This is a genomic window from Pseudooceanicola marinus (genome assembly GCF_002786295.1).
Lineage (GTDB): Bacteria > Pseudomonadota > Alphaproteobacteria > Rhodobacterales > Rhodobacteraceae > Pseudooceanicola > Pseudooceanicola marinus.
Genome location: NZ_PGTC01000018.1, coordinates 315,482 through 339,152, shown reverse-complemented (window position 1 = coordinate 339,152; position 23,671 = coordinate 315,482). Strand labels below are relative to the sequence as shown.

The following is a 23,671-nucleotide window of genomic DNA, read 5'->3' as shown; positions in this document are numbered from 1 at the left end:
GGCAGCTGCCCGGGCGGGGTCTCTCCTCGCGACCCGTAGCCCAGGAGCCGCTGCCATGCCCCCTGTTTCCCATGCCTTCGGGACCCCGCCGGAGACCTCCGCCCGGTCCGGGCCGCGGGTCCCCCTGGACGCGCCCTGTCCCGACGCCCCCACAGCCGCGGCGGCCCGCGACCTGGTGGCGGCCGTGCGCGCGGCGGGCGGACGCCAGCAGGAGGCCGCGGCCGGGGCCCTTGCCTTCCGCTGGTTCGGCCCGCCGCGGGGTTTTGTCCTGCTGGTGACGGGACGCCTGTCGGTGCGGTTTCACACGCGCAACCGGTTGGTGCCCATGGCGGAATGCCGGGCCAACGCGGGGCAGGACTGCATGCCGGTGACGGCAGCGATCCTGTCGGGTACCGGCCTGTCGGTGGCCGCCCATTGCCTGGAGAGGACCCGCTGGCTGACGCTGGATCCTGCGGCGTTCCGTCGCCTCGTGGCGGAGGACGCAGGCTTTCGTCAGGCGTTGTTTGCCCAGCATGCAAGGCGTTTGCCCTATTTCTTCCAGCGTGTTGCGGGGCCTGTCACCCTCAGCATGGAACAGCGCGTGGCGGAATGGCTACTGGCAAATGCGCGCGCGGATACGGTAGAGACGACGCACCAGGCCATGGCCGCCGATCTGGTCACTGCGCGCGAGGTCATTTCCCGCCGCCTGCGGGCGTTCGCCCGCCAAGGCTGGATCGAGCAGGGGCGCGGCACGATCCGTCTGACCGGGGCGGCGGCGCTGAGCCGCGTGGCGCGGGGCCAGACCGCCTGGGGCAGCACATCGGGCCAGCGGCCCGAGAACGACAGGACGCGCGAGCGGGAGGCCAGCGCCGACAACAGCAAGACCGGGCGCCGCTGAGCCCCGGCAGGGCAGAAGAGGCGAGGCCAGATGCAGGACGTTGCGTTGCCGGACGGTGCCGGGTTGGATCCCGAAACGGCACAGGCGGTGCCCGATGCGGCTCCGCCCGGAGACCGCCGGGCCGCCCGCGCCGCCATGCAGGACCGCATCATCGCCCCGGTGAAACCTCTGCTGCGCCGAGCCGGCCTCCTGAGCATCCTGTCGGGTCTTCTCTGGCCGGTGCAGGCCGCCGCCATCGCTTGGGCCGTCTCGGGCTGGGCCAGCGGCGCCCTCGCGCTGGAGCGCAGCCTCTGGGCGGCCGGGATCTTCTTGCTCTGCGGGTTGATCCGCGCAGGGCTCGACCGGGTGGCGGGCGGCATCCTCTACCGCGCAGCGGATGAGACGATCGCGCGCGAACGCGAGCTGCTGATCGGCCGCGAGGCGCGGCGTCCCGGCGGGGCAGGCTCCGCCGCCGTGGCCGCGCTGGCGGTGCAGAAATTGCCGCTACTGCATCCCTGGATCACCCGCTACCACGTCGCCATGCTGCGCACCTCGGTCATTCCGCTGGTCTATCTGGCCGTGGCCTTCTGGTTCTCCTGGGCCATCGGGGTCGTCCTGCTGGTCGCCGGGCCGCTGATCCCCGTCTTCATGGCCCTGGTCGGCATGGCGGCCGAGGACGCCAGCCGCCGCCAGATGGATGAGATCGGCGACATGAACTCCATGCTGATGGACCGGCTGTCGGCCTTGCTGGACATACGCCTGCTGGGGGCGCGGGCCCGCGCGGCCGAGGATTTCGAGACCCGCGCGGACCGCCTGCGCGAGAAGACCATGGCGGTGCTGCGCATCGCCTTCCTCAGCTCCACCGTGCTGGAGCTCTTCGCCGCCATCGGCGTGGCCATGGTTGCGGTCTTCGTCGGTTTCACCCTGCTGGGCGAGGTCGGCTGGGGCAGTTGGGGCAATGGGCTTACGCTTTACGAAGGGATATTCCTGCTGCTGATCGCCCCGGAGTTCTTCCAGCCCCTGCGCGATCTGGCCGCCGCCTGGCACGACCGCGCCTCGGGTGTGTCGGTCGTGGAGGAGTTGGAGGCGATGGACGCCGCGCCGCGCGTCGCCTTGCTGGGGGAGGGGGCGCAGGCCACGCCGCTGCCCGGGCCGCTGTCGGTTTCGATGCGGGGCGGGGTTGCCTTCCTCCCGGGCCGAGCGCTGCCCCTGCCGGACCTGGACGTCGGGGCGGGACAGAGCCTGGCGCTCGTCGGGCCCTCTGGCGTGGGCAAGTCCACGGCGCTGTCGGCGCTGGCCGGGCTGGTGCCGCTGGTCGAGGGCCGGATCGAGGTCTGCGGGCAGGAGCTGAACGCCGGCACGGCAGACGGCTGGCGCGCGCGTCTCGCCGTTGTGCCGCAGCGGGTGCATTTCCCGGACCTGCCCCTGAGCGACTGGCTGTCGGGCGGGCGAGCGATGGGCGAAAGCACGATCACTGAGGCGCTGGATCTGGCCGAGGCCCGCGCCGTGATCGATCGCCTGCCCGAGGGTCTGCAAACGCGGCTGGGCGAAAGCGGTGGCGGCGTTTCGGGCGGCGAAGCGCGGCGGCTGATGATCGCCCGCGCGGTGCTGCAGGACGCCGATCTGGTGCTGGCGGATGAACCGACGGCGGACCTGGATGCGCTGACCGCCGACCGGGTGACCCGCGCGTTGCGCCGGTTGCAGGGGCAGGGGGCGGCGCTGGTCGTGGCGACCCATGACCCGGCGCTGGCCGGGGAGATAGATGCGCAGATCGTCATGACCGGGGAGAACGAGGCATGAGGGCGCTCTGGCGGGTTCTGAAGCTGTTGCTGGGCGCCAGCCCCAAGGCCATGGCGCGCGGCGCGGCGCTGGCCGTCACCGTTTTGCTGATGGGCGTGGCCCTGCTGGGGCTGTCGGGCTGGTTCATCACCGCGACCGGGCTGGCGGGACTTGCGGGGATCGGCATCGCCTTCAACGTCTTCCAGCCCTCGGCGGGCGTGCGGCTGCTGGCCCTGGGGCGGACGGCGGCGCGCTATGGCGAGCGTCTGCTGACCCATGACGCCACGCTGCGGGCGCTGGCTGCGCTGCGGGTGGACCTGCTGCGCCGCCAGGCGCGGGCCGGGGGGCGGGCGCTGGCGCGACTGCGCAGCGAGGCCACGCTGACCCGCATCCTGGCAGATGTGGATGCGCTGGACGGGCTGGTGCTGCGCCTGGCGCTGCCGGTCTTCGCGGCGCTGCTGACCCATGCGGTCGTCTTCGCGATGCTGGGCTGGCTGGCGGGGTGGCCTGTGGCGCTGACCGTGGCCGCGATTTACCTGCCGCTGGCGGCGCTGGTGCTGGCACTGCTGGCGCGGTCGGGCATGGCCCCCTCGCGGGAGGGCGAGCGCGAGGCGCAGGCCCTGCGCCGTGGCATGATCGACATGATCCGCGACCGCGAGGCGCTGATCCTGGGCGGCCAGCTGGCGGCCCGGGAAACGGCGCTTCGCGCGGGCGACCAACGTGCGCGCGCCGCCTCGGGGGCGCTGGATCGCGCCGAACGGCGCGCCGGCGCGCGGCTCTCGGCGCTGGTGGCACTGTCGGTGGCGGGCGCGCTGGTGGCGGGCGGCTGGCTGGCCCAAGCGGGCGGGCTGGACCCGGCCCGTGCGGCCATCGGCATCTTCGTGGCGCTGGCCCTGGCCGAGACCGTGCTGCCGCTGCGCCGGGGCTTTGCCGAGCTGGGCCGCATGGTCGATGCGGCCTCTCGCGTCGATCCCGGGGCATCTGCGCCCGGCGACGACAGGGAAGGACAGGAGACGGAGCGGGCAGAGGCGCCGATCCTGTCGATCGACCGCCCCGAGGCTCGGTTCACCCTGAACCGGGGCGAGGCGCTGGCGCTGGAAGGGCCCTCGGGCGTGGGCAAGACCACGCTGCTGCTGCGCATCGCGGGCCTGATGGCGGGTGAAGGGATCGCCATCGCCGGCCATGCGCCCGAAAACTGGACCGAGGGCGCCCTGCGCGCCCGGGTCGCCATGCTGCCGCAACGCTCCGCCCTGATCGCCGGGACGATCCGCGACAACCTGGCCCTGGCCGCGCCCGAGGCCACGGATGATACGCTCTTGCAGGCGCTGCAGGTCGTGGCCCTCGACGCCGTTGTGCGCGATCGCGGCGGGCTGGACGCCCGGCTGGGGGAGAGTGGCGCGGGCCTCTCGGGCGGGCAATCGCGGCGCCTGGCGCTGGCGCGCTGTGTTCTGCGCGCGCCCGATCTGCTGCTGCTGGACGAACCGACCGAGGGGCTGGACCTGGAAACCGCGACCCGCGTGCTGGACAATCTGCGCGCCGCGCTGCCCGACAGCGCGATCCTCGCGACATTGCACCGTGGCGGGGATCACGTAATCTTTACCGAGCGACTCACCATTTCCCGCCCCTGAGGCTGTCGGTTTTGCCTCAGGTCAAAAACTGAACTCGAAATTCCAGTAAGTATTGTGACGACGTCACTGCCCTTGGTGACGAAGTCACACAGGAATTCAGTCCGGCGGGGCTATGCCCGGGACAATTGGAGAGTGGCCGAGTCGTGTTTTCTCCCCCGCGGCGCTCTCCCAAGCAAGGAGGCCAGAGATGGAGCTCGACATCGTTGAGCTGTCACGACTGCAATTTGCAATGACAGCCATGTACCACTTCCTCTTCGTGCCGCTGACGTTGGGTCTTTCGATCCTCGTGGCGATCATGGAGACGGTCTATGTCATGACCGGACGCCCGATATGGCGCCAGATGACCAAGTTCTGGGGGACGTTGTTCGGTATCAACTTCGTCCTCGGCGTTGCTACCGGCATCACCATGGAATTCCAGTTCGGCATGAACTGGAGCTATTACAGCCACTACGTTGGCGACATCTTCGGGGCGCCTCTGGCGATCGAGGGGCTGATGGCCTTCTTCCTCGAAGCGACCTTCGTCGGCCTTTTCTTCTTCGGTTGGGACAAGCTGAGCAAGGTGGCTCACCTCGTCGTTGCCTGGCTGGTCGCGCTCGGCTCCAACTTCTCGGCGCTGTGGATCCTGATCGCCAACGGTTGGATGCAGAACCCGGTGGGGGCGGAGTTCAACCCCGACACCATGAGGATGGAGATGACCAGCTTCTTCGACGTGCTGTTCAACGAGGTGGCCCAGGCCAAGTTCGTGCACACCGTCAGCGCGGGCTACGTCACTGCCTCGGTCTTCGTGCTGGGGGTCTCGGCCTTCTACATGCTGCGGGGGCGTCATACGCGCCTGGCCAAACGCTCGATCACCGTCGCCGCCAGCTTCGGCCTGGCCTCGGCCCTGTCGGTCGTCGTTCTGGGGGACGAGTCGGGCTATTCCGCCAGCCACACCCAGAAGATGAAACTGGCCGCCATTGAGGCCATGTGGGAGACCGAGGAAGCGCCAGCGCATTTCACCCTGGTCGGCATCCCCGACAAGGAGGCGCGCGAAACCCATTACGCGGTGCATATCCCCTGGGCCATGGGCCTGATCGGCACCCGGTCCCTGACCGAGGAGATCCCCGGGATCAACGAATTGGTCGACGAGGCGCATGATCGCATCGAAAATGGCATCATCGCCTATGACGCGCTGATGACCATCCGCGAACAGCGCGACGCGACCCCGGCCGATGTCCGCGCCACCTTTGAGCAGCATTCCGAGGACCTCGGCTTTGCCATGCTGCTGATGCGCTATACCGACGATCCGCGCACCGCCACGCCCGAGATGATCACCCAGGCCGCCAATGACACCATCCCCGGCGTCTTCCCGCTGTTCTGGGCCTTCCGGATCATGGTCGGTCTCGGCTTCGGCTTCATCGGCATGATGGCCTACTTCTTCATCCGGTCGAGCTTCTACGGGCAAAGCTACCCCCGTTGGGCCCTGCATGCGGCCGTCTGGCTGATCCCGGCGCCCTGGATTGCCGCCGAGCTGGGCTGGTTCGTGGCCGAGTTCGGACGCCAGCCGTGGACCGTCGACGGGGTCCTGCCAACCGCGCTGTCGGTCAGCCACCTGTCGGTCGGTGACCTGCTGCTGACGCTTGCCGGCTTCGTCACCTTCTACAGCGTGCTCTTCATCATCGAGATGGGTCTGATGATCAAATACATCCGCAAGGGCCCGACCGAAGATGTCGACGAAACCGAAATCTGGGAAGAGCGGCACGCGGCCCGGCTTCAGGCCGATCCCGCCATCGCTGCCGCGGAGTAAGAACCATGATCCTTTACGAACTTATCAGCTATGACGTGCTGCGGGTGATCTGGTGGGTGCTTCTGGGCGTCCTTCTGATCGGCTTTGCCCTGACCGACGGTTTCGACATGGGGGTTGGCGCGCTGCTGCCCTTCGTGGCCAAGACCGACGTGGAACGCCGGGTGGTGATCAACACCGTCGGCCCGGTCTGGGAAGGCAACCAGGTGTGGTTCATCCTCGGCGGTGGCGCCATCTTCGCCGCCTGGCCGCCACTCTACGCGGTCAGCTTCTCGGGCTTCTACTTGGCGATGTTCGCCGTGCTGGCCTGCTTCATCCTGCGGCCCGTGGGGTTCAAGTACCGCTCGAAACGCGAAAGCGCGCGCTGGCGCTCGGGCTGGGACTGGGCGCTGTTCGTCGGCGGGGCCGGTCCGGCGCTGCTCTTCGGGGTGGCCGTGGGCAATGCCATGCTGGGCGTGCCCTTCCACCTGAACGACCTCTTGATGCCGATGTATGACGGCACCTTCTACGGCAAGTTCCTAGGCCTGCTGCGGCCCTTCGCGATCCTGTCGGGCGTGGTCAGCTTTGCCATGCTGATAATGCACGGCGCCGCCTGGCTGGCGCTGAAGACGGAAGGCGAGATCAATGCCCGCGCCCGTCGCATGGGCTCTGTCGCGGGGATCGTGGCCATCGTCGCCTATGCCCTGGCCGGGGTCTGGCTGGCCTTCGGGGTGGACGGGTTCACCCTCACCTCCGACGTGGTTGCCAATGGTCCGTCGAACCCGCTCTACAGCGAGGTCGCACGCGGCGGTTCCTGGCTTTCGGCCTATGCCGAGCGGCCCTGGATCGCCATTGCGCCCGCGCTCGGCTTCCTCGGGATGGGGCTGGCGGTGCTGGGCCTGCGGTCCCGGCGTGAGGTCTCGACCCTGCTGTTCTCGAAGCTGGGGATCCTCGGCGTCATCAGCTCGGTCGGGCTGACGATGTTCCCCTTCATCCTGCCGTCCACGGTGGATCCAGCCTCCTCGCTGACGGTCTGGGACGCCTCGTCGTCGCATCGCACGCTGTTCATCATGCTGGTCTGCGCGCTGATCTTCATGCCGCTGATCCTGGCCTACACCGCCTGGGTCTACAAAGTCCTGTGGGGCAAGGTGACCGAAGATGACGTGACCGGCTCGTCGCACAGCTACTGACACGAAAGGAACAGTTCAAATGTGGTACTTTGCCTGGCTTCTGGGCCTTCCGCTGGCCGCCATCTTCGCCGTGATGAACGCGATGTGGCTGGAAATGCAACGCGACCGTCGCCTGGCCGACGAGCATGACGAGGCAGGCGGCAACTGACGCCAACTGCCCCGGCCGGGGATCCTCATGGGGAGGGGGCCGGCCGGGGCATTTCGAAGGGACCGGGTCCGTGGGGTGCCCCGAACGTGGTGGAGGAGAGCGGCATGGTAGACCGCAGAGATTTCCTGAAACTGGCGGCGCTCGGGGCGACCGCCAGTATCGCGACGGGCACACAGGCCGCGCCGCAACCTGATCCGGTCGAAACGACCGCCCGGATCGTCATCATCGGCGCGGGGGCCGCAGGTACCTCCCTGGCCAACCGGCTGGTGCGGCGTCTGGACGGGGCGCAGATCACCCTGATCGACCCGCGCCGCGATCACCTTTACCAGCCCGGGCTGTCGCTGGTGGCAACAGGGCTGAAGCCCGCCGATTACGTGGTGTCGATGACCACAGACTGGCTGCCCGACGGCGTGGATCTGATCCCCGACCGCGTGGCTGCCGTCGACCCGGAGGCGAAGACCGTCGCCACCGAGGGCGGCGAGGTCCTGGACTATGACTGGCTGGTCGTGGCGCCGGGGCTGGTGCTGGACCACGACGCGATCGAGGGCTTCTCGCTGGATCTGGTGGGCCGCGACGGCATCGGAGCGCTTTATGCCGGGCCGGACTACGCCGCGAAGACCTGGGAGGCCGCGGGCCGTTTCACCGAAGAGGGCGGGGTGGGCATCTTCACCCGGCCCGCGACAGAGATGAAATGCGCCGGTGCGCCGCTGAAGCATACCTTCCTGATCGACGATATCGCCAAGCGCCACGGCGCCGCGCGCGAGGTGGTCTATGCCGCGCCGCAGGGCAGCCTGTTCGGCGTGCCGATCGTGGCGGAAAAGGTGCGGATGCTGTTCGAGGATCGCGGCATCGATACGATGATGCAGTCGACCCTGGTCGCGGTCGAACCGGGTGCCAAACGCGCCACCTTCCGCACCGAGACCGGGCTGGAGGAACGCGATTACGACTACCTGCACGTCATCCCGCCGCAGCGCGCGCCGGATTTCGTGGTGCAATCGGGCCTCGCCTGGGCCGACCGATGGGTCGACCAGGGTTGGGCCGAGGTCGACATGCACAGCTTGCGCCACCTGCGCTACCCGTCGATCTTCGCCCTGGGCGACGTCGCGGGCGTGCCCAAGGGCAAGACGGCGGCGAGCGTAAAATGGCAGGTGCCGGTGGTCGAGGATCACCTCGTCGCCGCCATCGAAGGCAAGGAGGGGACAGGCTATTACGACGGCTACACCTCTTGCCCGTTGATCACCCGCGTGGGCCGGGCAATGCTGGTGGAGTTCGACTACCACAACAACCTGACCCCCAGTTTCCCGGGCGTGATCGCGCCGCTGGAAGAGCTGTGGATCAGCTGGCTGATGAAGGAAGTTGCGCTGAAGGCCACCTATAACGCCATGCTGCGCGGCCGCGCCTGAGGAGGAGGACAGACCATGAAGGACATGACATTCAGCACCCTGATCGCCGTCTTCGAGGAGATTTTCGGGCGCGGGCTGTTCTGGGCCATGGTTGCCGCCGCCGCCGTGGTGACGCTGGCCTATCTCTACGTGCTGATCCGTGACCGCGCGGTCAGCTGGCGCAAGTTCCTGCTGGCGCAGCTGTCGATGCCCGTGGGCGCCGTGGCCGCCGTGATCTTCGTGCAGGCGATGACCCATTCCGGGTTCGAGGACATCGGCGGGCCGATCGACGTGATCGTCCTGTTGGCGGTGGCCGTGGTCGGGGCCATCGGCATGGCAATCCTCGTCTACACGGCGCAATCCCTTCTGACCGGACGGAGATCTGAGGAATGACCGACGCCACCAGTGCCCCGCGGCCCTCGCGGCTGGAACATTTCCCGATCTCCTTCTTCGGCATGTCCATGGGGCTGTTCGGCCTGGCTCTGGCCCTGCACGCGGGCGGTCTGACGACCTCTGCCCACTGGGTCGGGGCAGCGGCGCTGGTGGTCTTCGCCGCGCTGGTTCTGGCGCTGGCCGCCAAGGCCGCGCTGCACTGGGAGGCGTTGAAGGCCGAATGGCACCATCCGGTGCGGCTGGCCTTCTTTCCGGCTACCTCGATCTCGCTGATCCTGCTGGCCACCTTCCTGCGCGAGGTCTCGCCGCCCGCGGCAGAGGGCATCTGGCTGGTTGGCGTGGCAGTGCAGGCGGTGCTGACGCTGGTCGTCATCTCCGCCTGGATCTCGGCCCGGGCCTTCGGGCCGCAGCAGCTGTCGCCGGCCTGGTTCATCCCGGCCGTGGGCAATGTCATCGCCCCGCTGGCCGGCGTACCCCTGGGCTATGTCGAGCTCAGCTGGTATTTCTTCGCCGTCGGCATGATCTTCTGGGTGGTGCTGCTGACGCTGGTCTTCAACCGGCTGATCTTCCACGATCCGCTGCCGGGCAAGTTGCGCCCGACGCTGGTCATTCTGGTGGCCCCGCCCGCCGTGGGGTTCCTGGCTTGGATGAAATTGCAGGGCGGGCAGGTGGACGCCATGGCGCGCATCCTGCTGAACGTGGGCTATTTCTTCACCGCGCTGGTGGCGATCCAGGTGCCCGCGCTGCTGAAACTGCCCTTCGCCCTCAGCTTCTGGGCGCTGTCCTTCCCGCTGGCGGCGATCACCACGGCCAGCTTCCGCTTTGCCGCGCTCACCGGCTCGGGCTTCCATCTGGGGCTTGGCCATGTCCTGCTGGCGGTCCTTGTGGTGACCATCGCGGCGCTGATCCTGCGCACCGCCCGGGCCGCCGCCGCCCATCAGATCTGCATACCGGAGTGAAACGGAGATGAGCCAGACCGCCAATCTCGATACCGACGACAGGATCGAGGCCAGTCTGACCAACTGGATCGACCGGTTCGACGGGCTGAAGTCCCTGCCGGACGACACCCGTAACCGCCTGGCGCGGGGCAGCCGCGTGCGCCGCTTCCCGGAGGGTGCGGTGCTGTTCGAACCGGGGCAGGAGGCCGACCGCCTGCTGCTGCTGCTGTCGGGCACGGTCCGGGTCCAGCAAAGCTCCGACCAGGGGCGCGAGGTCTTCCTCTACCGGGTGAACGCCGGGGAAAGCTGCGTTCTGACCACCGCCTGCATGCTGGCCTTCGAGGATTACGCGACCACCGGCATCGCGGAAACCCCGGTGCTGGCCGCCGAGATCCCGCGCGGCACCTTCGACGCGCTGGTGGCCGAAAGCCGGGTGTTCCGCGAGTTCGTCTTCCGCGCTTATGCGCGGCGGATCACCGATCTGTTCACCCTGATCGACGACATCGTCTTCCAGCGGCTGGATGTGCGCCTGGCCGGGCGGCTGGTCGAGCTGGCGGATGCCGATGGCGTGGTCCATGCCACCCATCAGGTGCTGGGCACCGAGCTGGGCACGGCGCGAGAGGTCATCAGCCGCCTGTTGTCGGATTTCCAGAAACGGGGTCTGGTGAAACAGGCGCGCGGTGCGGTCTGCCTGCTGGACCGGGACGCGCTGGACCGGTTGGCGCGGGGCGGAGAGCGCTGATCGTCACGGGATCCCGCAGGTTTGGTGACAAGGTCACCGTGGGTCCGGGGGCATCGGTGGCAAGATGGCGTTCTGAAATCCTGGAAAGGAATGCGATATGTCCGTGAACATGGGAAAGATCGACCGCGCCCTGCGCCTGGTCATTGCCGCGGTGCTGGTCTGGCTGGCCTTCGGCAGCGCGGTGGCCGCCGCCGGCCTGCTGCACTGGCTGGCCCTGATCGTGGCCGCGGTGATGGTGCTGACCGCCGTGATCGGCAACTGCCCCCTCTACAGCCTGATCGGCCTGAAGACCTGCAAGAGCTGCTGACGGCGCCTTGGCGCGTGGCGGCCAAACTGACGACAAGGGCCGGGCGATCTGTCCGGCCCTTCGTCGTTTCCGGGCCCCGTGCATAGAAAAGGCCGCCCCGAAAGGCGGCCAGGCTGGGAGGAGGGACGGGAAGTGCGGGTCACGGCTCCCACTGGTTGCGGAAGCGTTGCCAGGCCTTTTCGCCCGCCAGGCAATCGGCGGCGGGGCTGCGCCCGGCGGCGGGGCGGGTCAGCACGGTGCCGGCGGGGATGACGCGGGGCTGGGCGGCCGCGATTTCCAGCACGATCTTGCGGCGGACAGCATCGGCGAACTCATCCCAGCTGCGCACCGGGATCATGAAGGCACCATGGCCGCCGATCACGCAGTCGCGGTAATAGACATCCAGATCGTCCAGTGACCAGCGCGAGCCGACGCCTTCCTCGGTCATCAGCGGCAGCCCGTTGATCGTCACGCCCTGGGCCAGAAGCCGGTCGCGGGACGGTTCCACCGGCATGCCTGAGTTGTTCGGCCCGTCGCCGGAGATGTCCACGACGCGGCGCAGCCCCTGAAAGCCATTGGTGCGCAGCGTATCGGCGGCATAGTCCAGCGCAGATGAGATCGAGGTGCGTTGCATCCCCACCGGACGCGCCTGCATCAGCAGGGCCGCGACACGGGCAGCCTCCTCTGGGCCGGCGATTGTGGTCCAGTCGACCACGACGCGGTGTGAGCCCGGTCCTGCCCATTCGACGTAGGTGATGGCGATCCGGCCCAGGAAACCGTCCCCGATGACCCCCAGCACGGCGTCCGAGGTCAGCGCCGAGGCATAGCCGCGCCGCTGGATGTCCAGCTCGTTCGGGGTCATCGAGCGGGACACATCGACCATCAGGGCCAGTTCCACGTCCACCTCGACGACAGTGGGATCATAGGCGAACAGCTCGGCGCTGTCGGCCAGCGCAGGGGCGGGGAGAAGGAGGAGGGAGAGGAGATGTAACAGGCGCATGACAAACTGTCCGGTGACTTGGGCAGAGCTGTCCAGTGCGCGTGCTGCGTTGCAGCATATGTGAACGGTAACTGCCGCGTGAGATGCGCAAGAAACTAGCTAATTTACCTTAACGGGAGATTGTGGCCTGCGGACTCTCAACAATTGTCCATATTTTGCAACTCGACTCAATTCACCTTTCTTGAACAATCAAGTGAGTACGGAAATGCTGCGCATGCGAAGGGATCCCCCTGCGGTCTGGCCGCAGGGGGCAGACAGGCATCGGGCGCGCCGGAGGGCGCGGCCACAGAAGCCGGTTTTCGTCCCGAAGATCAAACCTTGGGCACGCCCCGCGGCGCTGCCCGGATCAGTAGTCGCCCTGACCGTTCTGCCAGGGTTTCACCAGGTTGCCGAAGCGGGTGAAGCGGCCCTCGAAGGACAGTTCCACGGTACCGATGGGGCCGTGACGCTGCTTGCCGATCACCACTTCCGCCTTGCCGTGCAGACGTTCCATCCGCTCCTGCCAGGCGGCCATTTCCTCCAGCTTGTCGTCCGAGGGTTTTTCCCGTTCGACGTAGTATTCCTCGCGGAACACGAACATCACGACGTCCGCATCCTGTTCGATCGAGCCGGATTCCCGAAGGTCCGACAGCTGCGGGCGTTTATCGTCGCGGCTTTCCACCGTCCGGCTCAGCTGGGACAGGGCGATCACGGGGATGTTCAGCTCCTTCGCGATCGCCTTCATGCCCATCGAGATCTCGGCGATCTCCTGCACCCGGTTGTCGGCGGTGCCGCGGCAGAGCTGCAGGTAGTCGATGATCAAGAGGTCGAGACCATGGGTCCGCTTCAGCCGTCGTGCCCGTGCCGCCAGCTGCGCGATCGGCAGGGCGGGCGTGTCGTCGATGTAAAGCGGGCAGGCCTCCAGCGACTTGGCGGCCTCGACGAAGCGGCGGAATTCCTCCTCCGTCATGTCCCCCTTGCGGATCTGCTCGGACGGCACCTCGGCCGCCTCCGACAGGATCCGCGCGGCCAGCTGTTCGGCCGACATTTCGAGCGAGTAGAAACCGACGACGCCGCCCTCGATGGCGCCTTCGGTGCCGTCATGGCGCAGGCCGCGCTTGTAGGCCTTGGCAACGTTGAAGGCGATGTTGGTCGCGAGCGAGGTTTTCCCCATCGAAGGACGGCCGGCAAGGATCAGAAGATCGGAGGGGTGAAGCCCCCCCAGCTTGCGGTCCATGTCGATCAGCCCGGTGGAGATACCGGCCAGCCCGCCTTCGCGCTGGTAGGCGGCATTGGCCACGTTCACCGCGTCGGTGACGGCCTTCAGGAAGGACACGAAGCCCGATTCCGACGTGCCCTGTTCGGACAGCTTGTAGAGCTTCTGTTCCGCCTGGACGATCTGTTCCTTGGGGTCGTTGTCCACGTCGACCTTGGCGGCCCCGTCCGAGATGTCACGCCCCAGACGGATCAGCTCGCGCCGGATCGCCAGGTCATAGATCATCTGGGCGTAGTCGCGCACCGCGTAGGACGACACGGCGGCGCCGGCGAGTTTTGCCAGGTAGGCGGGGCCGCCCAGTTCCTTCAGGCCCTCGTCGTCGGACAGGAAGGCCTTCAGCGTGACCGGCGAGGCCAGCTGGTTCTTGGCGATCCGTGCCGCCGCGATCTCGTAGATGCGGGCATGGACCGGGTCGTAGAAATGGGTGGCGTTGATGATCTGGGCCACGCGGTCGTAGACGTCGTTGTTGGTCAGGATCGCGCCCAGAAGCTGCTGTTCGGCCTCGACCGAATGGGGCAGGGCCTTCGACAGCTCTGCGTCTTCGCCGGTCGCGTTGAAAGTGGTGATTTCGTTCATGCCTGTCCCCGGATCTGCCCTGGTTTCGGGATCTGCGCGATCCCGCGGCGGTTGCCCGGATCGCTCCGGCACCAGCCGCGGGACGGACCTGCCTCGGCCGTCCGTGCTGTGCCGCCGGATCGTCCCCCGTGGACAGAGGTCTTAGCCCGCCCGGGCGCCTCGCGACAATCTGGAAAAGCTGTGGATAAGCTGTGCATGACTGGAGCCTACCATATGCGGTGGGTCCTTGCATCGGCTTCCGCCAGATTTCGCAAATCCCCCAAGCGGAGCGAGCGTCAAAGGCGCCTCGGCTGGCGGCATTCCGCCCGTGAATTCGGCAACGGCCCCGCGCGGGGGCCGTTCCGGTCGATCTGGCGCCGCGCCTGCGGCAGCGCGGCGAGTCGCGGCTCAGCCCTTGCGGGCCTCCTGCCAGGCGCGCGGCGCCTTCAGGAACTCCTCGACCTCGTCCAGGGTGGCGGCGTCGAAGGCGCCGCGGGCGCGGGCCTCGGCCAGCACGTCCCACCAGGTGCACAGGTGATGCAGGCTCACGCCATGCTCGGCCAGGCGTTCGGTCGTGCCTTCGAAGATGTCGTAGTAGAAGATGACGGCGGTGTGGTTGCAGCTGGCCCCGGTGTCACGGATCGCATCCACGAAGGACAGCTTGGAGCCGCCGTCGGTGGTCAAATCCTCGACCAGCAGAACGCGCTGGCCCTCGGTCATCACCCCTTCGATGCGGGCGTTGCGGCCATATCCCTTGGGCTTCTTGCGCACGTAGGTCATCGGCAGGGCCATGCGTTCGGCCACAAGCGCGGAGAAGGGGATGCCCGCGGTTTCACCGCCCGCGATGTTGTCGAAGGCCTCAAGGCCGGCGTTGCGCATCACGGTGCAGGCCATGAAATCCATCAGCGCCGAACGGATGCGCGGGAAGGAGATCAGCTTCCGGCAATCCACGTAGGACGGCGACGGCAGCCCCGAGGCCAGGGTGAAGGGCGTCTCGGTGTTGAAATCCACCGCCTTGATATCCAGAAGCATGCCGGCCGTCAGGCGCGCGATCTCTTCTTTCGACGGGTAGGAACTGGGGATCATCGTCGGTGTCCTCTCATTGCGCTTATGTTCATCCGGCAGCTGAAAATACTCCCGCCGGAGGCTCGGGGCGCCCGCAGGGCGTCCCGAACGGGGCGCGCCGGTCAGTCGGCGCTGACGGCGCTGACGTGCCAGGCGGGGGTGAAGCCGGGATCGAAGACGGTCACGGGGCCACCGGCCTGCGTCTCGATCTTGGCGGGATAGTCGATGGGCGAACGCTCCAGCGTCAGGGTGCCGGGGTTCGGCGCCAGACGGTAGAAGGCCGGACCGTTGAGGGAGGTGAACCCCTCCAGCTTGTCCAGCGCGCCTTCCTCCTCGAAGACATGGGCCAGGATCGCCATGGTGTTGGTGGCCGTAAAGCAGCCGGCGCAGCCGCAACCGCATTCCTTGGCCGGGTCCACGTGGGGCGCGCTGTCGGTGCCCAGGAAAAAGCGCGGATCGCCGGAGGTCGCGGCCTTGCGCAGGGCCTGCTGATGGGTGGCGCGTTTCGCTACGGGCAGGCAGTAGTAATGCGGCTTGATGCCGCCCACCAGGATGTGGTTGCGGTTGATCACCAAGTGGTGCGTGGTGATCGTGGCGCCCAGGCCGGCATTGGCCGAGCGCACGTAATCGGCGGCGTCGGAGGTGGTGATATGTTCCATCACCACGCGCAGCTGCGGGATCTCGCGGCGCAGCGGATCCAGCACGGTGTCGATGAAGACGGCCTCGCGGTCGAAGATGTCGATCTCCGGGTTGGTGACCTCGCCGTGGGTGCAGAGCGGCAGGCCGATCTCGGCCATGCGCTCCAGCACCGGCACCACCTTGCGGAAATCGGTGACGCCCGAGGCGGAGTTGGTCGTCGCGCCTGCCGGGTAGAGCTTCACCGCCTTGACCAGGCCGGAGGCGGCGGCGGCGGCCACGTCCTCGGGGTCGGTGTCCTCGGTCAAGTAAAGCGTCATCAGCGGCTCGAAGGACATGCCCTCAGGCAGGGCGGCCAGGATGCGGTCGCGATAGGCACCCGCTTGGGAGCCGGTGACGACGGGGGGCACCAGGTTCGGCATGATGATGGCGCGGGCGAAATGGCGCGCAGTTTCAGGCAGGACGGCCCGAAGCATCTCGCCGTCGCGCAGATGCAGGTGCCAGTCGTCGGGGCGGCGGATCGTGAGGCTCTGGGTCATGCCCGCGCTTTACGACATGCGCGCCGCGCGCGCCAGATATTAGTCGTCGATGATCCGCGCAGCCTCGTTCATCTCTCCGGCGACGCCGGGCAGGCGCCGCAGCCGGCGGCGGAAACGCGGCAGGTTCATCCGCTGGGTCACGTTCTGACACAGCGCCTGGATCAACGGCTCGCGTTCGTCGACCTCCAGCTGGGACAGGAGGTTGCGCAGGTAGGGCGGATAACGCCGGCGGCGGCGATAGAGCGTGGCGAAGCTGTGCCGGTCCAGCCGGTCGGTGCCCACGAGGCGCAACAGCGTGTGCAGCATCCCCATGCGCAGCAGCGCCCCTTGCAGCGCCGCGCCCATGTGGCGCAGCCGCAGCAGCGTGACATTGGGCCGGGCGAAAAGGGCAGCATGCATCGCGTCCAGCCGGTCCATCGGATCGTAGAGCACGAAGGCCTTTTCGGCGGCGTCCAGCATGTCGGGGGCGTAGCCATAGCGCGAGGTGAAATCGAGGCGGCGCATCTCGCGGAACCGTTCGTCCCATTCCGTCATCGCCGGGTCCAGTGTCGCCTGGGGCTGCACCGCCAGCACATGGGCGCCCGGGGCGGCGACCGAGAAGGCACAGGCGGCATAGGCGCAGGGCCCCGCGCCGTAGAAGATCACCCGCTCGAACTCCTCGAAGAAGCCCCGGTCGACCAGATCGTCGAAATAGGCATAGACCGCCTCGTCGCGGAACCAGGTGTCGCCGTCGGAGGCCAGGCACAGGTTCGACCAGCCCGCCTCGCGGACCAGGCGCCATCCCAGCGGCTGCGCCTCCTCGGTCAGGCCCTGGATGCCCGCCTGGGTCTCGAAGGTGACAAGCAGGGTCGGCCCGGCGGAGATGAAGGCCGCGAAATGCCGTTTTCCCAGTTCGCGGAACCCGCCGCGCGAACTGGCGATGCCGGCCAGCCGGTTCAGCCAGTCGGACTTGCCCAGCCCCTGCAGGGAGGCCGGCAGTTCTTCGGGCGTTTTGGCGGTGCGTCTGGCGGACATGGAACCTCTGTGACAGGAGGCGGCGCGTGCCGCTGGATGGCTTCCCAGTCTAGGCGGGGATTTGGGCGAAATTGAGATATTTCGGGCCGCTGGGGAAGGGGCTTCGCGGGGTCAGGCGTCGCCCTGCCGACCCGGCGTCGTCCCCGTCGTCTGCGTGTCGCCCTGGCGGCGCGCCTCGTTGGCGAAGCGGGCGAGATATCGCGCCGCCGGCAAGGGCAGGGGGCGGGTCGGCGGCGTCAGCAACAGCCGCCCCATGAGGGCCCGGAAGGGCTCAGCCAGCATCAGCTGCTTCAGCCGGTCATGGCGCCAGGCGACGGCGGCGGCGTGCAACTCGGCCAGGCGCGCGTCCTGCATCAGCCGCGTGCGTTCCGCCTCCATCGCCGGAGCCAGGCGCAGGATCGTCCGGTCGTCGTCGCTGGCGAAGTTGCGTTCGACCCAATAGTCGAGATCGAGCATGTGATCGGCATGGACAGCCCGACCCCGGTCGGCCTTCAGCACATAGCTTTCCATTGCGCCCAGGGCATAGTGATTCAGCTGGGCCAGCCCATAATTCGGCCGCCCGAAGGTCGAAAAGATCCGCTCTGTGCGGAATTTCTCCGGCAGCGCCCGCCCGTGGCTGTCGTACCAGCGGGCCTCGTCCAGACGGTCCTTCACCGGGGATCGGGGCCGGTGCACACCGACCTTCCGGTAGGTGCCGTCGTTGCGATAGAGCGTCTTGAACATCGACGCGCGCCAGGGCCAGTGCAGCACCTCGGGCGCGGCGCGGGTGAAGGTCTGGGTGACGGGGCGGTCCTCATAGTGCACCACCCCGCCATTGCCGAAAAGCCGCCAGGTCAGGGTGATCGCCGTGGCGTCCGGCAGGGCCGCCAGCAGGTCGGGCAGGGTGCCGTCGCCTGCGTGAATGTTGACGAACTCGTCGATGTCGAAGGGCAGGATCCAGTCGGCCTGCCGCACGATCTCCAGCTTTTCGCACTGCTTCAGCGCCGTGAACTGGATGCCGCGCGCGTCATAGGGGCCGTCGTTGCGGATGTGGGTCACCTCCCCCATCTCCGCCAGCCGGTCCAGCATCGCGTCGGTGCCGTCCTGGCAGTCGTTCGAGAAGACCAGGAAATCGGTGAACCCCACGGCGCGGTGATGGGCCAGCCATTCCATCAGGAAGGCGGCCTCGTTGCGCACACAGAGGATGGCGAGGAAGCGCATCAGCTGTGGCCCTTTGGGCGGAGGGCGTCAGCTTTCGACATCAAGGGCCAGCGCGTAGGCCACGCGCTCCGTTTCCGTCAGTTTCAACTGCAACGCCTGGGTATAAAGCTCTTCGAACTCGGGCATCCCGTGCAGTTCGGCGGCCTTGGCGCGGTGCCAGGCGAAACCGGACTCATGCAGGGCGCGCAGCCGGTCGTCGGCCAGCAGCCTGTCCAGTTCCTCGCGGACTCGGGGGATATTACGCTGGATCGTCACGTCGCGATTGTCGGACCAGTCCATGCGCACCCAGTAGTTCAGCCCGATGGAGCGGTCGACGTGCAGGGCGCGGCCCCGCTGCCGCTTGACCAGGTAACTCTCGGCCGAGCGCAGCGCGTAGTGGTTCAGCTGCAGCAAGTCGTATCCCACGGTCTTCTTCGAGGACCGCCAACCGTTCTTCAGCACGTCCTTGGTCATCGGCTGGCCCGAGCCATTGACCCAATGCACCTGTCCCTCGGCCCCTTCGGTCAGCTTGTTGGGCCGGTGGCAGGAGATCTTCTGATAGGCGCCCATGTTGCGGAACATGGTCTTGAAGCCCCAGACCGTATGCGGTTTCGGGCAGAATTTCGGCGCCGCATGGTCGAACTGGGCGATCACCAGATCGTCCTTCAGTCTGGTCACCCCGTTATGGCCAAACAGGCGCCAGGTCATGGCAACATTGGTGGCCTCCGGCACGCGGGCAAAGAAATCGTCCAGCGTGCCATTGCCGCAGCGGATATTGACGAACTCGTCGACGTCGAAATGGGCGATCCATTCGGAGTTCTGGATCACCGGCTCTTCCAGGGCACTGTCCAGCGCCCATTGCTGCGGCGAGTTGCCCTTCCAGTTGTCGTTGTTGCGGTGCTGGACCACGCCCAGCTCCTGCAAGCGATCCAGGATCTCGGAGGTGCCGTCGGAACAGTCGTTGGTGTAGATCAGGAAATTGTCGAAGCCTATGGCGCGGTGGTAAGCGACCCATTCCAGGATATAGGGCGCCTCGTTCTTCATGCAGCCCAGCACCACGCGGCCCGAGTTGCCATCGGGCAGGTCGCGGGGGGCGATTGGATCGTAGGGCGGCAGCTCTGCCACCTCGTCCACCTGTCCCAGCCGGTTGTGCGGCGCGAAGGCCCCGCCTTTCAGCGCGTCGAAACGGGCCACGGCCTCGGGGGGCAGGATGGCGCGGGCCTCGGGCGACAGGCCGGTGCCTGCGGGCGCGGTGTCGGTCTTCGGCGCAGGGGCTTCGCCCGTCACGACCTTGGCCTCGGCGATCTTGCCGTCGCGTTCCTCCTTGGTGGCTTTGGCGATCCGCCAGCGGAAGGACAGCAGGTATTGCGAGGCGCGGTAGCCGAAGAGGGGATTGGCCTCGGTCCAGTCGCCTGCGGGGGCGGGCAGGGCCAGGTGGCCTGCCTCGAGCGCCGGATGGGCCGCGACCAGCGCGGCATTGCCTGGCGCGAAGCGGGAGCAGAGGGCGGACAGCGTGGCGGGGTCGGTGACCGGGCCGTCTACCGCGATTTCGCGCAGGAAGCGCATCCACAGCTGCCGGGGCAGGATCGCGTCATGTTTGCCCAGGTAGGCCAGCAGTAGGTCGTTCATCTGTCGCGCCCGGGTCAGACTCGCTGCGGGCTCTTGCCCCGGCGCCGGGGTCACTGGGCCGCGCCCGATCTGATCCTCGATGCCGAAGGCCGCGCGGATCTCTTCCGTGATCGCCTCGGAATGGAAAACCTCCGGCACGTAAGGCCGCAGGGTCAGGGCACCCGCGCCAAAGACGCTCTCCCAATGGGCCTGAAGGGCGGCGTAGTCGAGCCAGAAGAGCGGGCGTTGGATGGCGGGGAAAGAGCCGCGCAGCGGGTCGGCCTCGGGCGTCTGATCCAGGCAGGCCTGCCACCAATCCGCCTCGGGCGCGATGCCCTGTTCGACCGCCAGAGAGGTGGCGCGTCCCTCCATCACCTGCGCCGCATAGGCCCGCGCCATGGTCGAGGCCTGATCGCCCACATGCATCAGCAGCGAGATGTCTTCGGAGATCGGGCGCAGCAGGTCGCGCAGGGTTTCCAGCTCTGACACCCAGGTCAGGGCGCTGGCGGCCTGGGTCATCGACAGGATCAGCGTCTGGGCGCCCGCCGCCTGGGCCTCGCGCGCCAGATCGCTGGCCACTTCCTCGCGCAGCGCGCGTTGCTTTTCCTCCAGGATGAAACCCCGGTTGAAGCGCAGCGGGTCCACCTGGTCGGGATCGGTGACGGCCATGAAGAGCCGCGCATGGTTCTTCTTGCCGACCGAGCGGGCATAAAGCACGCCCTTGGCCGCCAGCTGCTCGCGCTTGTCGTGCAGCGCGGTTTGCAGGGCCAGGGCGCCGGTGGCTTCTGTGCCGATATGCAGGATGATCTTCATGCGGGATCCTCGGCGGGGCGGTCGGTGTTCTCGTTCGCGCGGCCCCACCAGGGCAGGTCGAATCCCAGGAAATCCTGCAACCTGGCTTGTGCCTCCGGCTCGGCCACGTCGAATTGCAGGAAGCCCGGGTCGCCGGCAAAGATCGCCTCAAGATGCGCATAATGCCCGTCGATCCAGCGCGTCAGTTGCCCCTCGTCTCCGCCGAAGCCCACGGGCAGGCCGGGCAGGGCGTTGCCCTCCAGCCGGGTGGCCATATTCGTCCAGCGCATCATGGAATTGGCCAGCTTGGCGGCATCGCGCCGCGTGGCGGTGAATTTTACATGGGGGTGCCGGTCGCGGATCGCCATCAGCAGCGCATGGTCCATCTGCGGCCAGGCCTGCCGCCCGCCGTGCAGAAAAGACGCCTCGGCCACCGCGTCGAAGTCGCCCAGTTCCGCCAGCGGGTCGCCCGAGCCGTAAAAACCGCGGTAGAGCGCCTGGCCGACGAAATTCCGCGTCAGTCCCGGGTCGCTTGCCTGACCCCGCCGGATGCGGTGATCGGCGACGTTCAAACCGGCGGCGGTCATCGCCTCGGCAAAGCTGGTGGTGCCCGATTTAGGCAGGCCCAGGTTGATGACGCGCATGCGGTGTTGGGTCATCACAGCCTCTCCAGATCGGCCAGCAGGGCCTCTTCCATCGGCGGCAGGGTCGGCGTGGCGCGCAGCTGGTCACGCATCGCGCGATAGCCGGGCTGGGCCAGCAGTTCGTCGCGGCGGGCACGGTGCAGGGCGCAAGCCTCCTCGTGCAGATCGGCCACCCCGGGCAGCGCCTTCAGCCGCTCCATCTCGGCGCGCAGGGCGGGCAGGTAGCGGGCGATGGACAGGTCTTGCCAAGCCACATCCGCCCGCTCACGCCAGTAGCTGTCATCAAAAGCGCGGTACTCGCGGTTCACGTCGCCGCGGTCGTTCTTCACCAGATAGCTGTCGAGGGACCGCAGGGCGTAGTGGTTCAGCGTCGCGAAGGCGCGCGCGCCCTTGGCGGGGAACTTGCGGATGCGGCGCGGGTTGTCGGCCAGCAGGAACTTTTCCGGCACCGCGCGGCCCGCGCCATCGGTCCAGCGGGGCCGCTTGGCAGGCGCCAGCCGTTTGCCGAAGAAGGGCCGGTGCGCGCCGTAATAGCGCAGGGGAAAGTCCTGGCGCACAAGGGTTTTCACCTCGATCGCCGTTTCGCCGCACCAGATGTCGGGGTTGTGAGAGCGGGTGAACTGCTCGATGACAGGGCGGTCCTCGAACCCCTCGATCCCGTCATTGCCGAAGAACTGGAAGGTCACGGAAATCGCCTGCGGGTCGCCGCAGGCCGCGATCAGCGCGGGGATCGTGTGATCGCCCACATGGATGTTCAGGAACTCGTCCACATCGGCGATCCAGACCCAGTCGGCCTCGGTCACGAGGGTCTGTTTCGCCGCGTCCTTCAGCGCCTCCATCTGGTAGTTGCGCCCCTGGGCGGGATTGGGCAGGTGCCACAGCAGGTCGTGCCCTTGCAGGCAGTCCAGCAGCCGGTCGGTCGCATCTGTGCAATCGTTGGAATAGAACAGGAAATCGGTCACCCCGATCACCCGGTTGAAGGCGATCCATTCCAGCAGGAAGGGCCCCTCGTTCTTCACGCAGGTGACGGCGGTCACGCGCATGGGCAGGCCTCCATGTTGGCCGGGCCACACGGGCCGCAAGGCTGTCCGATCATCTGCACTCCGCCCTTCACCGCTGCTTCTGGCGCGGTCCCCGACCTGACGGCCGAATGTGGTTCTTCTTGGGCGGAAAGATCGCAATTTCCGGCCTTTGCGTCAATCGCGCCCCGGCGCCGCAGGGGGCGGACGCGTGACGTGACGCTTGACGGCGCCGGCCGCGAATGCAGGCTGGACGGGAGGAGAGAGGGAGGATGCCATCATGGCCGAGGAGCGGATCGCGCTGCCCACCGATATCGACGCGCTGACGGCGCTGCTGGCGGGGCAGGATTACGTGGCGGGCCGGCCGCTGGCGACGGTGGCCTTCCTGGCGCTGCGCCTGGGTCGGCCGCTGTTCCTGGAAGGCGAGCCGGGCACCGGCAAGACCGAGATCGCCCGCGCCCTGGCCACCGGGCTGGGGCGGCGCCTGATCCGCTTGCAATGCTACGAGGGCCTGGATGCCACCCAGGCGCTCTGCGACTGGAACTTCCCGGCGCAGATGATCGCCATCCGCACGGCGGAGGCCGTGGGCGAGGCCGGCGGCGCGCTGGACCGCACCGCCCTGCAGGAGGAGCTGTTCGGCCCCGATTTCCTGATCGAGCGCCCGCTGCTGCAAGCCCTGCGTCCCACGCCGGAAGGCCCGCCGGTCCTGCTGATCGACGAGCTGGACCGCACCGATGCCCCCTTCGAGGCTTTCCTGCTGGAGATCCTGTCGGACTACCAGGCGACGATCCCTGAACTGGGCACCATCCGCGCTGTCGAGCCGCCGATCGTCATCCTCACCTCCAACCGCACGCGCGAGGTCCATGATGCGCTGAAGCGGCGCTGCCTCTACCACTGGGTCGATTACCCGGCGTTGGACCGGGAACTGGCGATCCTGGCGGCCCGCGTGCCCGACGCCTCGGCGCGGCTGTCGCGTGAGATCGTGGGCTTCGTCCAGCGCCTGCGCACCGAGGATCTGTTCAAGAAACCCGGTGTGGCGGAGACCATAGACTGGGCGAAATGCCTGCTGGCGCTTGATGTCATCAGCCTCTCGCCGGAGGTGATCGCGGATACCATCGGCGCGATCCTGAAATACCAGGACGACATCGCCCGGCTGGAAGGCTCGGAGGCGAAACGCCTGTTGGAAGAGGTGCGCGCGGCCCTGCCGATGGAAGGCCCCTGATCCATACGATGGCTGAAAATACTCTGCAGGGGGTGCGGG

General features: G+C 67.7%; 21 protein-coding genes. 12 read left to right on the top strand and 9 right to left on the bottom strand.

Features of this window, described 5'->3' with window-relative positions:
- Nucleotides 1-55: 55 nt before the first annotated feature.
- From CVM50_RS15665 to CVM50_RS15615, 11 genes are all read left to right on the top strand, one after another.
- Nucleotides 56-877 (top strand): Crp/Fnr family transcriptional regulator, encoded by an 822-nt coding sequence (locus CVM50_RS15665; protein ID WP_085888371.1) that lies wholly within the window; start codon nucleotides 56-58, stop codon nucleotides 875-877.
- A 30-nt stretch (nucleotides 878-907) separates the two neighbouring features.
- Complete coding sequence (locus CVM50_RS15660; protein ID WP_232618266.1) at nucleotides 908-2,656, top strand: ABC transporter ATP-binding protein/permease; 1,749 nt, start codon at nucleotides 908-910, stop codon at nucleotides 2,654-2,656.
- Nucleotides 2,653-4,263: an amino acid ABC transporter ATP-binding/permease protein gene (locus tag CVM50_RS15655; RefSeq protein WP_085888370.1), complete on the top strand. Its 1,611-nt coding sequence runs from the start codon at nucleotides 2,653-2,655 to the stop codon at nucleotides 4,261-4,263. The genes CVM50_RS15660 and CVM50_RS15655 overlap by 4 nt, the downstream gene beginning before the upstream one ends.
- A gap of 187 nt (nucleotides 4,264-4,450) precedes the next feature.
- Nucleotides 4,451-6,049 carry a cytochrome ubiquinol oxidase subunit I gene (locus CVM50_RS15650; protein ID WP_085888369.1) on the top strand — a complete coding sequence of 533 codons (1,599 nt, stop codon included), beginning with the start codon at nucleotides 4,451-4,453 and terminating at the stop codon, nucleotides 6,047-6,049.
- 5 nt (nucleotides 6,050-6,054) lie between these two features.
- The gene (cydB, locus tag CVM50_RS15645; protein WP_085888368.1) at nucleotides 6,055-7,215 is read left to right on the top strand and encodes a cytochrome d ubiquinol oxidase subunit II; all 1,161 of its coding nucleotides are present in this window, start codon (nucleotides 6,055-6,057) and stop codon (nucleotides 7,213-7,215) included.
- 19 nt (nucleotides 7,216-7,234) lie between these two features.
- Nucleotides 7,235-7,363 (top strand): cytochrome bd-I oxidase subunit CydX, encoded by a 129-nt coding sequence (gene cydX, locus CVM50_RS15640; protein WP_085888367.1) that lies wholly within the window; start codon nucleotides 7,235-7,237, stop codon nucleotides 7,361-7,363.
- Between the two features lie 104 nt (nucleotides 7,364-7,467).
- Nucleotides 7,468-8,766: an NAD(P)/FAD-dependent oxidoreductase gene (locus CVM50_RS15635; RefSeq protein ID WP_085888366.1), complete on the top strand. Its 1,299-nt coding sequence runs from the start codon at nucleotides 7,468-7,470 to the stop codon at nucleotides 8,764-8,766.
- A gap of 15 nt (nucleotides 8,767-8,781) precedes the next feature.
- Entirely contained in the window at nucleotides 8,782-9,138 is a 357-nt protein-coding gene (locus CVM50_RS15630; protein ID WP_085888365.1) for a DUF5368 domain-containing protein, read from the top strand.
- Nucleotides 9,135-10,097 carry an SLAC1 anion channel family protein gene (locus CVM50_RS15625; RefSeq protein WP_085888364.1) on the top strand — a complete coding sequence of 321 codons (963 nt, stop codon included), beginning with the start codon at nucleotides 9,135-9,137 and terminating at the stop codon, nucleotides 10,095-10,097. The genes CVM50_RS15630 and CVM50_RS15625 overlap by 4 nt, the downstream gene beginning before the upstream one ends.
- A 7-nt stretch (nucleotides 10,098-10,104) precedes the next feature.
- Nucleotides 10,105-10,818 carry a Crp/Fnr family transcriptional regulator gene (locus tag CVM50_RS15620; RefSeq protein ID WP_085888363.1) on the top strand — a complete coding sequence of 238 codons (714 nt, stop codon included), beginning with the start codon at nucleotides 10,105-10,107 and terminating at the stop codon, nucleotides 10,816-10,818.
- A 97-nt stretch (nucleotides 10,819-10,915) separates the two neighbouring features.
- A complete protein-coding gene (locus tag CVM50_RS15615) occupies nucleotides 10,916-11,125 on the top strand; it encodes a YgaP family membrane protein (RefSeq protein ID WP_085888362.1) in 210 nt (69 codons plus the stop codon).
- 139 nt (nucleotides 11,126-11,264) lie between these two features.
- Here CVM50_RS15615 and CVM50_RS15610 read toward each other — a convergent pair whose 3' ends face one another.
- From CVM50_RS15610 to CVM50_RS15570, 9 genes are all read right to left on the bottom strand, one after another.
- The gene (locus tag CVM50_RS15610; protein ID WP_085888361.1) at nucleotides 11,265-12,104 is read right to left on the bottom strand and encodes a DUF1194 domain-containing protein; all 840 of its coding nucleotides are present in this window, start codon (nucleotides 12,102-12,104) and stop codon (nucleotides 11,265-11,267) included.
- Between the two features lie 346 nt (nucleotides 12,105-12,450).
- Nucleotides 12,451-13,935, bottom strand: a complete 1,485-nt coding sequence (locus tag CVM50_RS15605) for a replicative DNA helicase (RefSeq protein ID WP_085888360.1) — start codon at nucleotides 13,933-13,935, stop codon at nucleotides 12,451-12,453.
- A 387-nt stretch (nucleotides 13,936-14,322) separates the two neighbouring features.
- Nucleotides 14,323-15,000: an orotate phosphoribosyltransferase gene (locus CVM50_RS15600; RefSeq protein WP_085888359.1), complete on the bottom strand. Its 678-nt coding sequence runs from the start codon at nucleotides 14,998-15,000 to the stop codon at nucleotides 14,323-14,325.
- Between the two features lie 101 nt (nucleotides 15,001-15,101).
- Nucleotides 15,102-16,154: a dihydroorotase gene (gene pyrC / locus CVM50_RS15595; protein ID WP_085888358.1), complete on the bottom strand. Its 1,053-nt coding sequence runs from the start codon at nucleotides 16,152-16,154 to the stop codon at nucleotides 15,102-15,104.
- Nucleotides 16,155-16,193: 39 nt separating this feature from the next.
- Entirely contained in the window at nucleotides 16,194-17,168 is a 975-nt protein-coding gene (locus CVM50_RS15590) for a phosphoadenosine phosphosulfate reductase (protein WP_085888357.1), read from the bottom strand.
- Between the two features lie 111 nt (nucleotides 17,169-17,279).
- Nucleotides 17,280-18,368: a glycosyltransferase family 2 protein gene (locus CVM50_RS15585; protein ID WP_085888356.1), complete on the bottom strand. Its 1,089-nt coding sequence runs from the start codon at nucleotides 18,366-18,368 to the stop codon at nucleotides 17,280-17,282.
- 27 nt (nucleotides 18,369-18,395) lie between these two features.
- The gene (locus tag CVM50_RS15580; protein ID WP_085888355.1) at nucleotides 18,396-20,768 is read right to left on the bottom strand and encodes a glycosyltransferase family 2 protein; all 2,373 of its coding nucleotides are present in this window, start codon (nucleotides 20,766-20,768) and stop codon (nucleotides 18,396-18,398) included.
- Nucleotides 20,765-21,406, bottom strand: coding sequence for a sulfotransferase (locus CVM50_RS15575; protein ID WP_232618265.1), 642 nt, complete (start codon nucleotides 21,404-21,406; stop codon nucleotides 20,765-20,767). The genes CVM50_RS15580 and CVM50_RS15575 overlap by 4 nt, the downstream gene beginning before the upstream one ends.
- Nucleotides 21,406-22,434 carry a glycosyltransferase family 2 protein gene (locus CVM50_RS15570; RefSeq protein WP_085888354.1) on the bottom strand — a complete coding sequence of 343 codons (1,029 nt, stop codon included), beginning with the start codon at nucleotides 22,432-22,434 and terminating at the stop codon, nucleotides 21,406-21,408. The genes CVM50_RS15575 and CVM50_RS15570 overlap by 1 nt, the downstream gene beginning before the upstream one ends.
- 256 nt (nucleotides 22,435-22,690) lie before the next feature.
- Here CVM50_RS15570 and CVM50_RS15565 point away from each other — a divergent pair, with 256 nt between their 5' ends.
- Nucleotides 22,691-23,632, top strand: coding sequence for an AAA family ATPase (locus CVM50_RS15565; protein WP_085888353.1), 942 nt, complete (start codon nucleotides 22,691-22,693; stop codon nucleotides 23,630-23,632).
- Nucleotides 23,633-23,671 lie beyond the last annotated feature (39 nt).

What these genes read in the sequence shown, in the direction of transcription:
- CVM50_RS15615 (WP_085888362.1), top strand. Translation starts at nt 10,916, where the DNA reads ATGTCCGTGAACATGGGAAAGATCGACCGCGCCCTGCGCCTGGTCATT.
- CVM50_RS15580 (WP_085888355.1), bottom strand. Translation starts at nt 20,768, where the DNA reads ATGAAGATCATCCTGCATATCGGCACAGAAGCCACCGGCGCCCTGGCC.
- CVM50_RS15605 (WP_085888360.1), bottom strand. Translation starts at nt 13,935, where the DNA reads ATGAACGAAATCACCACTTTCAACGCGACCGGCGAAGACGCAGAGCTG.
- cydB (WP_085888368.1), top strand. Translation starts at nt 6,055, where the DNA reads ATGATCCTTTACGAACTTATCAGCTATGACGTGCTGCGGGTGATCTGG.
- CVM50_RS15650 (WP_085888369.1), top strand. Translation starts at nt 4,451, where the DNA reads ATGGAGCTCGACATCGTTGAGCTGTCACGACTGCAATTTGCAATGACA.
- CVM50_RS15585 (WP_085888356.1), bottom strand. Translation starts at nt 18,368, where the DNA reads ATGCGCTTCCTCGCCATCCTCTGTGTGCGCAACGAGGCCGCCTTCCTG.
- CVM50_RS15600 (WP_085888359.1), bottom strand. Translation starts at nt 15,000, where the DNA reads ATGATCCCCAGTTCCTACCCGTCGAAAGAAGAGATCGCGCGCCTGACG.
- CVM50_RS15610 (WP_085888361.1), bottom strand. Translation starts at nt 12,104, where the DNA reads ATGCGCCTGTTACATCTCCTCTCCCTCCTCCTTCTCCCCGCCCCTGCG.
- pyrC (WP_085888358.1), bottom strand. Translation starts at nt 16,154, where the DNA reads ATGACCCAGAGCCTCACGATCCGCCGCCCCGACGACTGGCACCTGCAT.
- CVM50_RS15620 (WP_085888363.1), top strand. Translation starts at nt 10,105, where the DNA reads ATGAGCCAGACCGCCAATCTCGATACCGACGACAGGATCGAGGCCAGT.
- CVM50_RS15565 (WP_085888353.1), top strand. Translation starts at nt 22,691, where the DNA reads ATGGCCGAGGAGCGGATCGCGCTGCCCACCGATATCGACGCGCTGACG.
- CVM50_RS15590 (WP_085888357.1), bottom strand. Translation starts at nt 17,168, where the DNA reads ATGTCCGCCAGACGCACCGCCAAAACGCCCGAAGAACTGCCGGCCTCC.
- cydX (WP_085888367.1), top strand. Translation starts at nt 7,235, where the DNA reads ATGTGGTACTTTGCCTGGCTTCTGGGCCTTCCGCTGGCCGCCATCTTC.
- CVM50_RS15635 (WP_085888366.1), top strand. Translation starts at nt 7,468, where the DNA reads ATGGTAGACCGCAGAGATTTCCTGAAACTGGCGGCGCTCGGGGCGACC.
- CVM50_RS15660 (WP_232618266.1), top strand. Translation starts at nt 908, where the DNA reads ATGCAGGACGTTGCGTTGCCGGACGGTGCCGGGTTGGATCCCGAAACG.
- CVM50_RS15655 (WP_085888370.1), top strand. Translation starts at nt 2,653, where the DNA reads ATGAGGGCGCTCTGGCGGGTTCTGAAGCTGTTGCTGGGCGCCAGCCCC.
- CVM50_RS15575 (WP_232618265.1), bottom strand. Translation starts at nt 21,406, where the DNA reads ATGACCCAACACCGCATGCGCGTCATCAACCTGGGCCTGCCTAAATCG.
- CVM50_RS15630 (WP_085888365.1), top strand. Translation starts at nt 8,782, where the DNA reads ATGAAGGACATGACATTCAGCACCCTGATCGCCGTCTTCGAGGAGATT.
- CVM50_RS15570 (WP_085888354.1), bottom strand. Translation starts at nt 22,434, where the DNA reads ATGCGCGTGACCGCCGTCACCTGCGTGAAGAACGAGGGGCCCTTCCTG.
- CVM50_RS15665 (WP_085888371.1), top strand. Translation starts at nt 56, where the DNA reads ATGCCCCCTGTTTCCCATGCCTTCGGGACCCCGCCGGAGACCTCCGCC.
- CVM50_RS15625 (WP_085888364.1), top strand. Translation starts at nt 9,135, where the DNA reads ATGACCGACGCCACCAGTGCCCCGCGGCCCTCGCGGCTGGAACATTTC.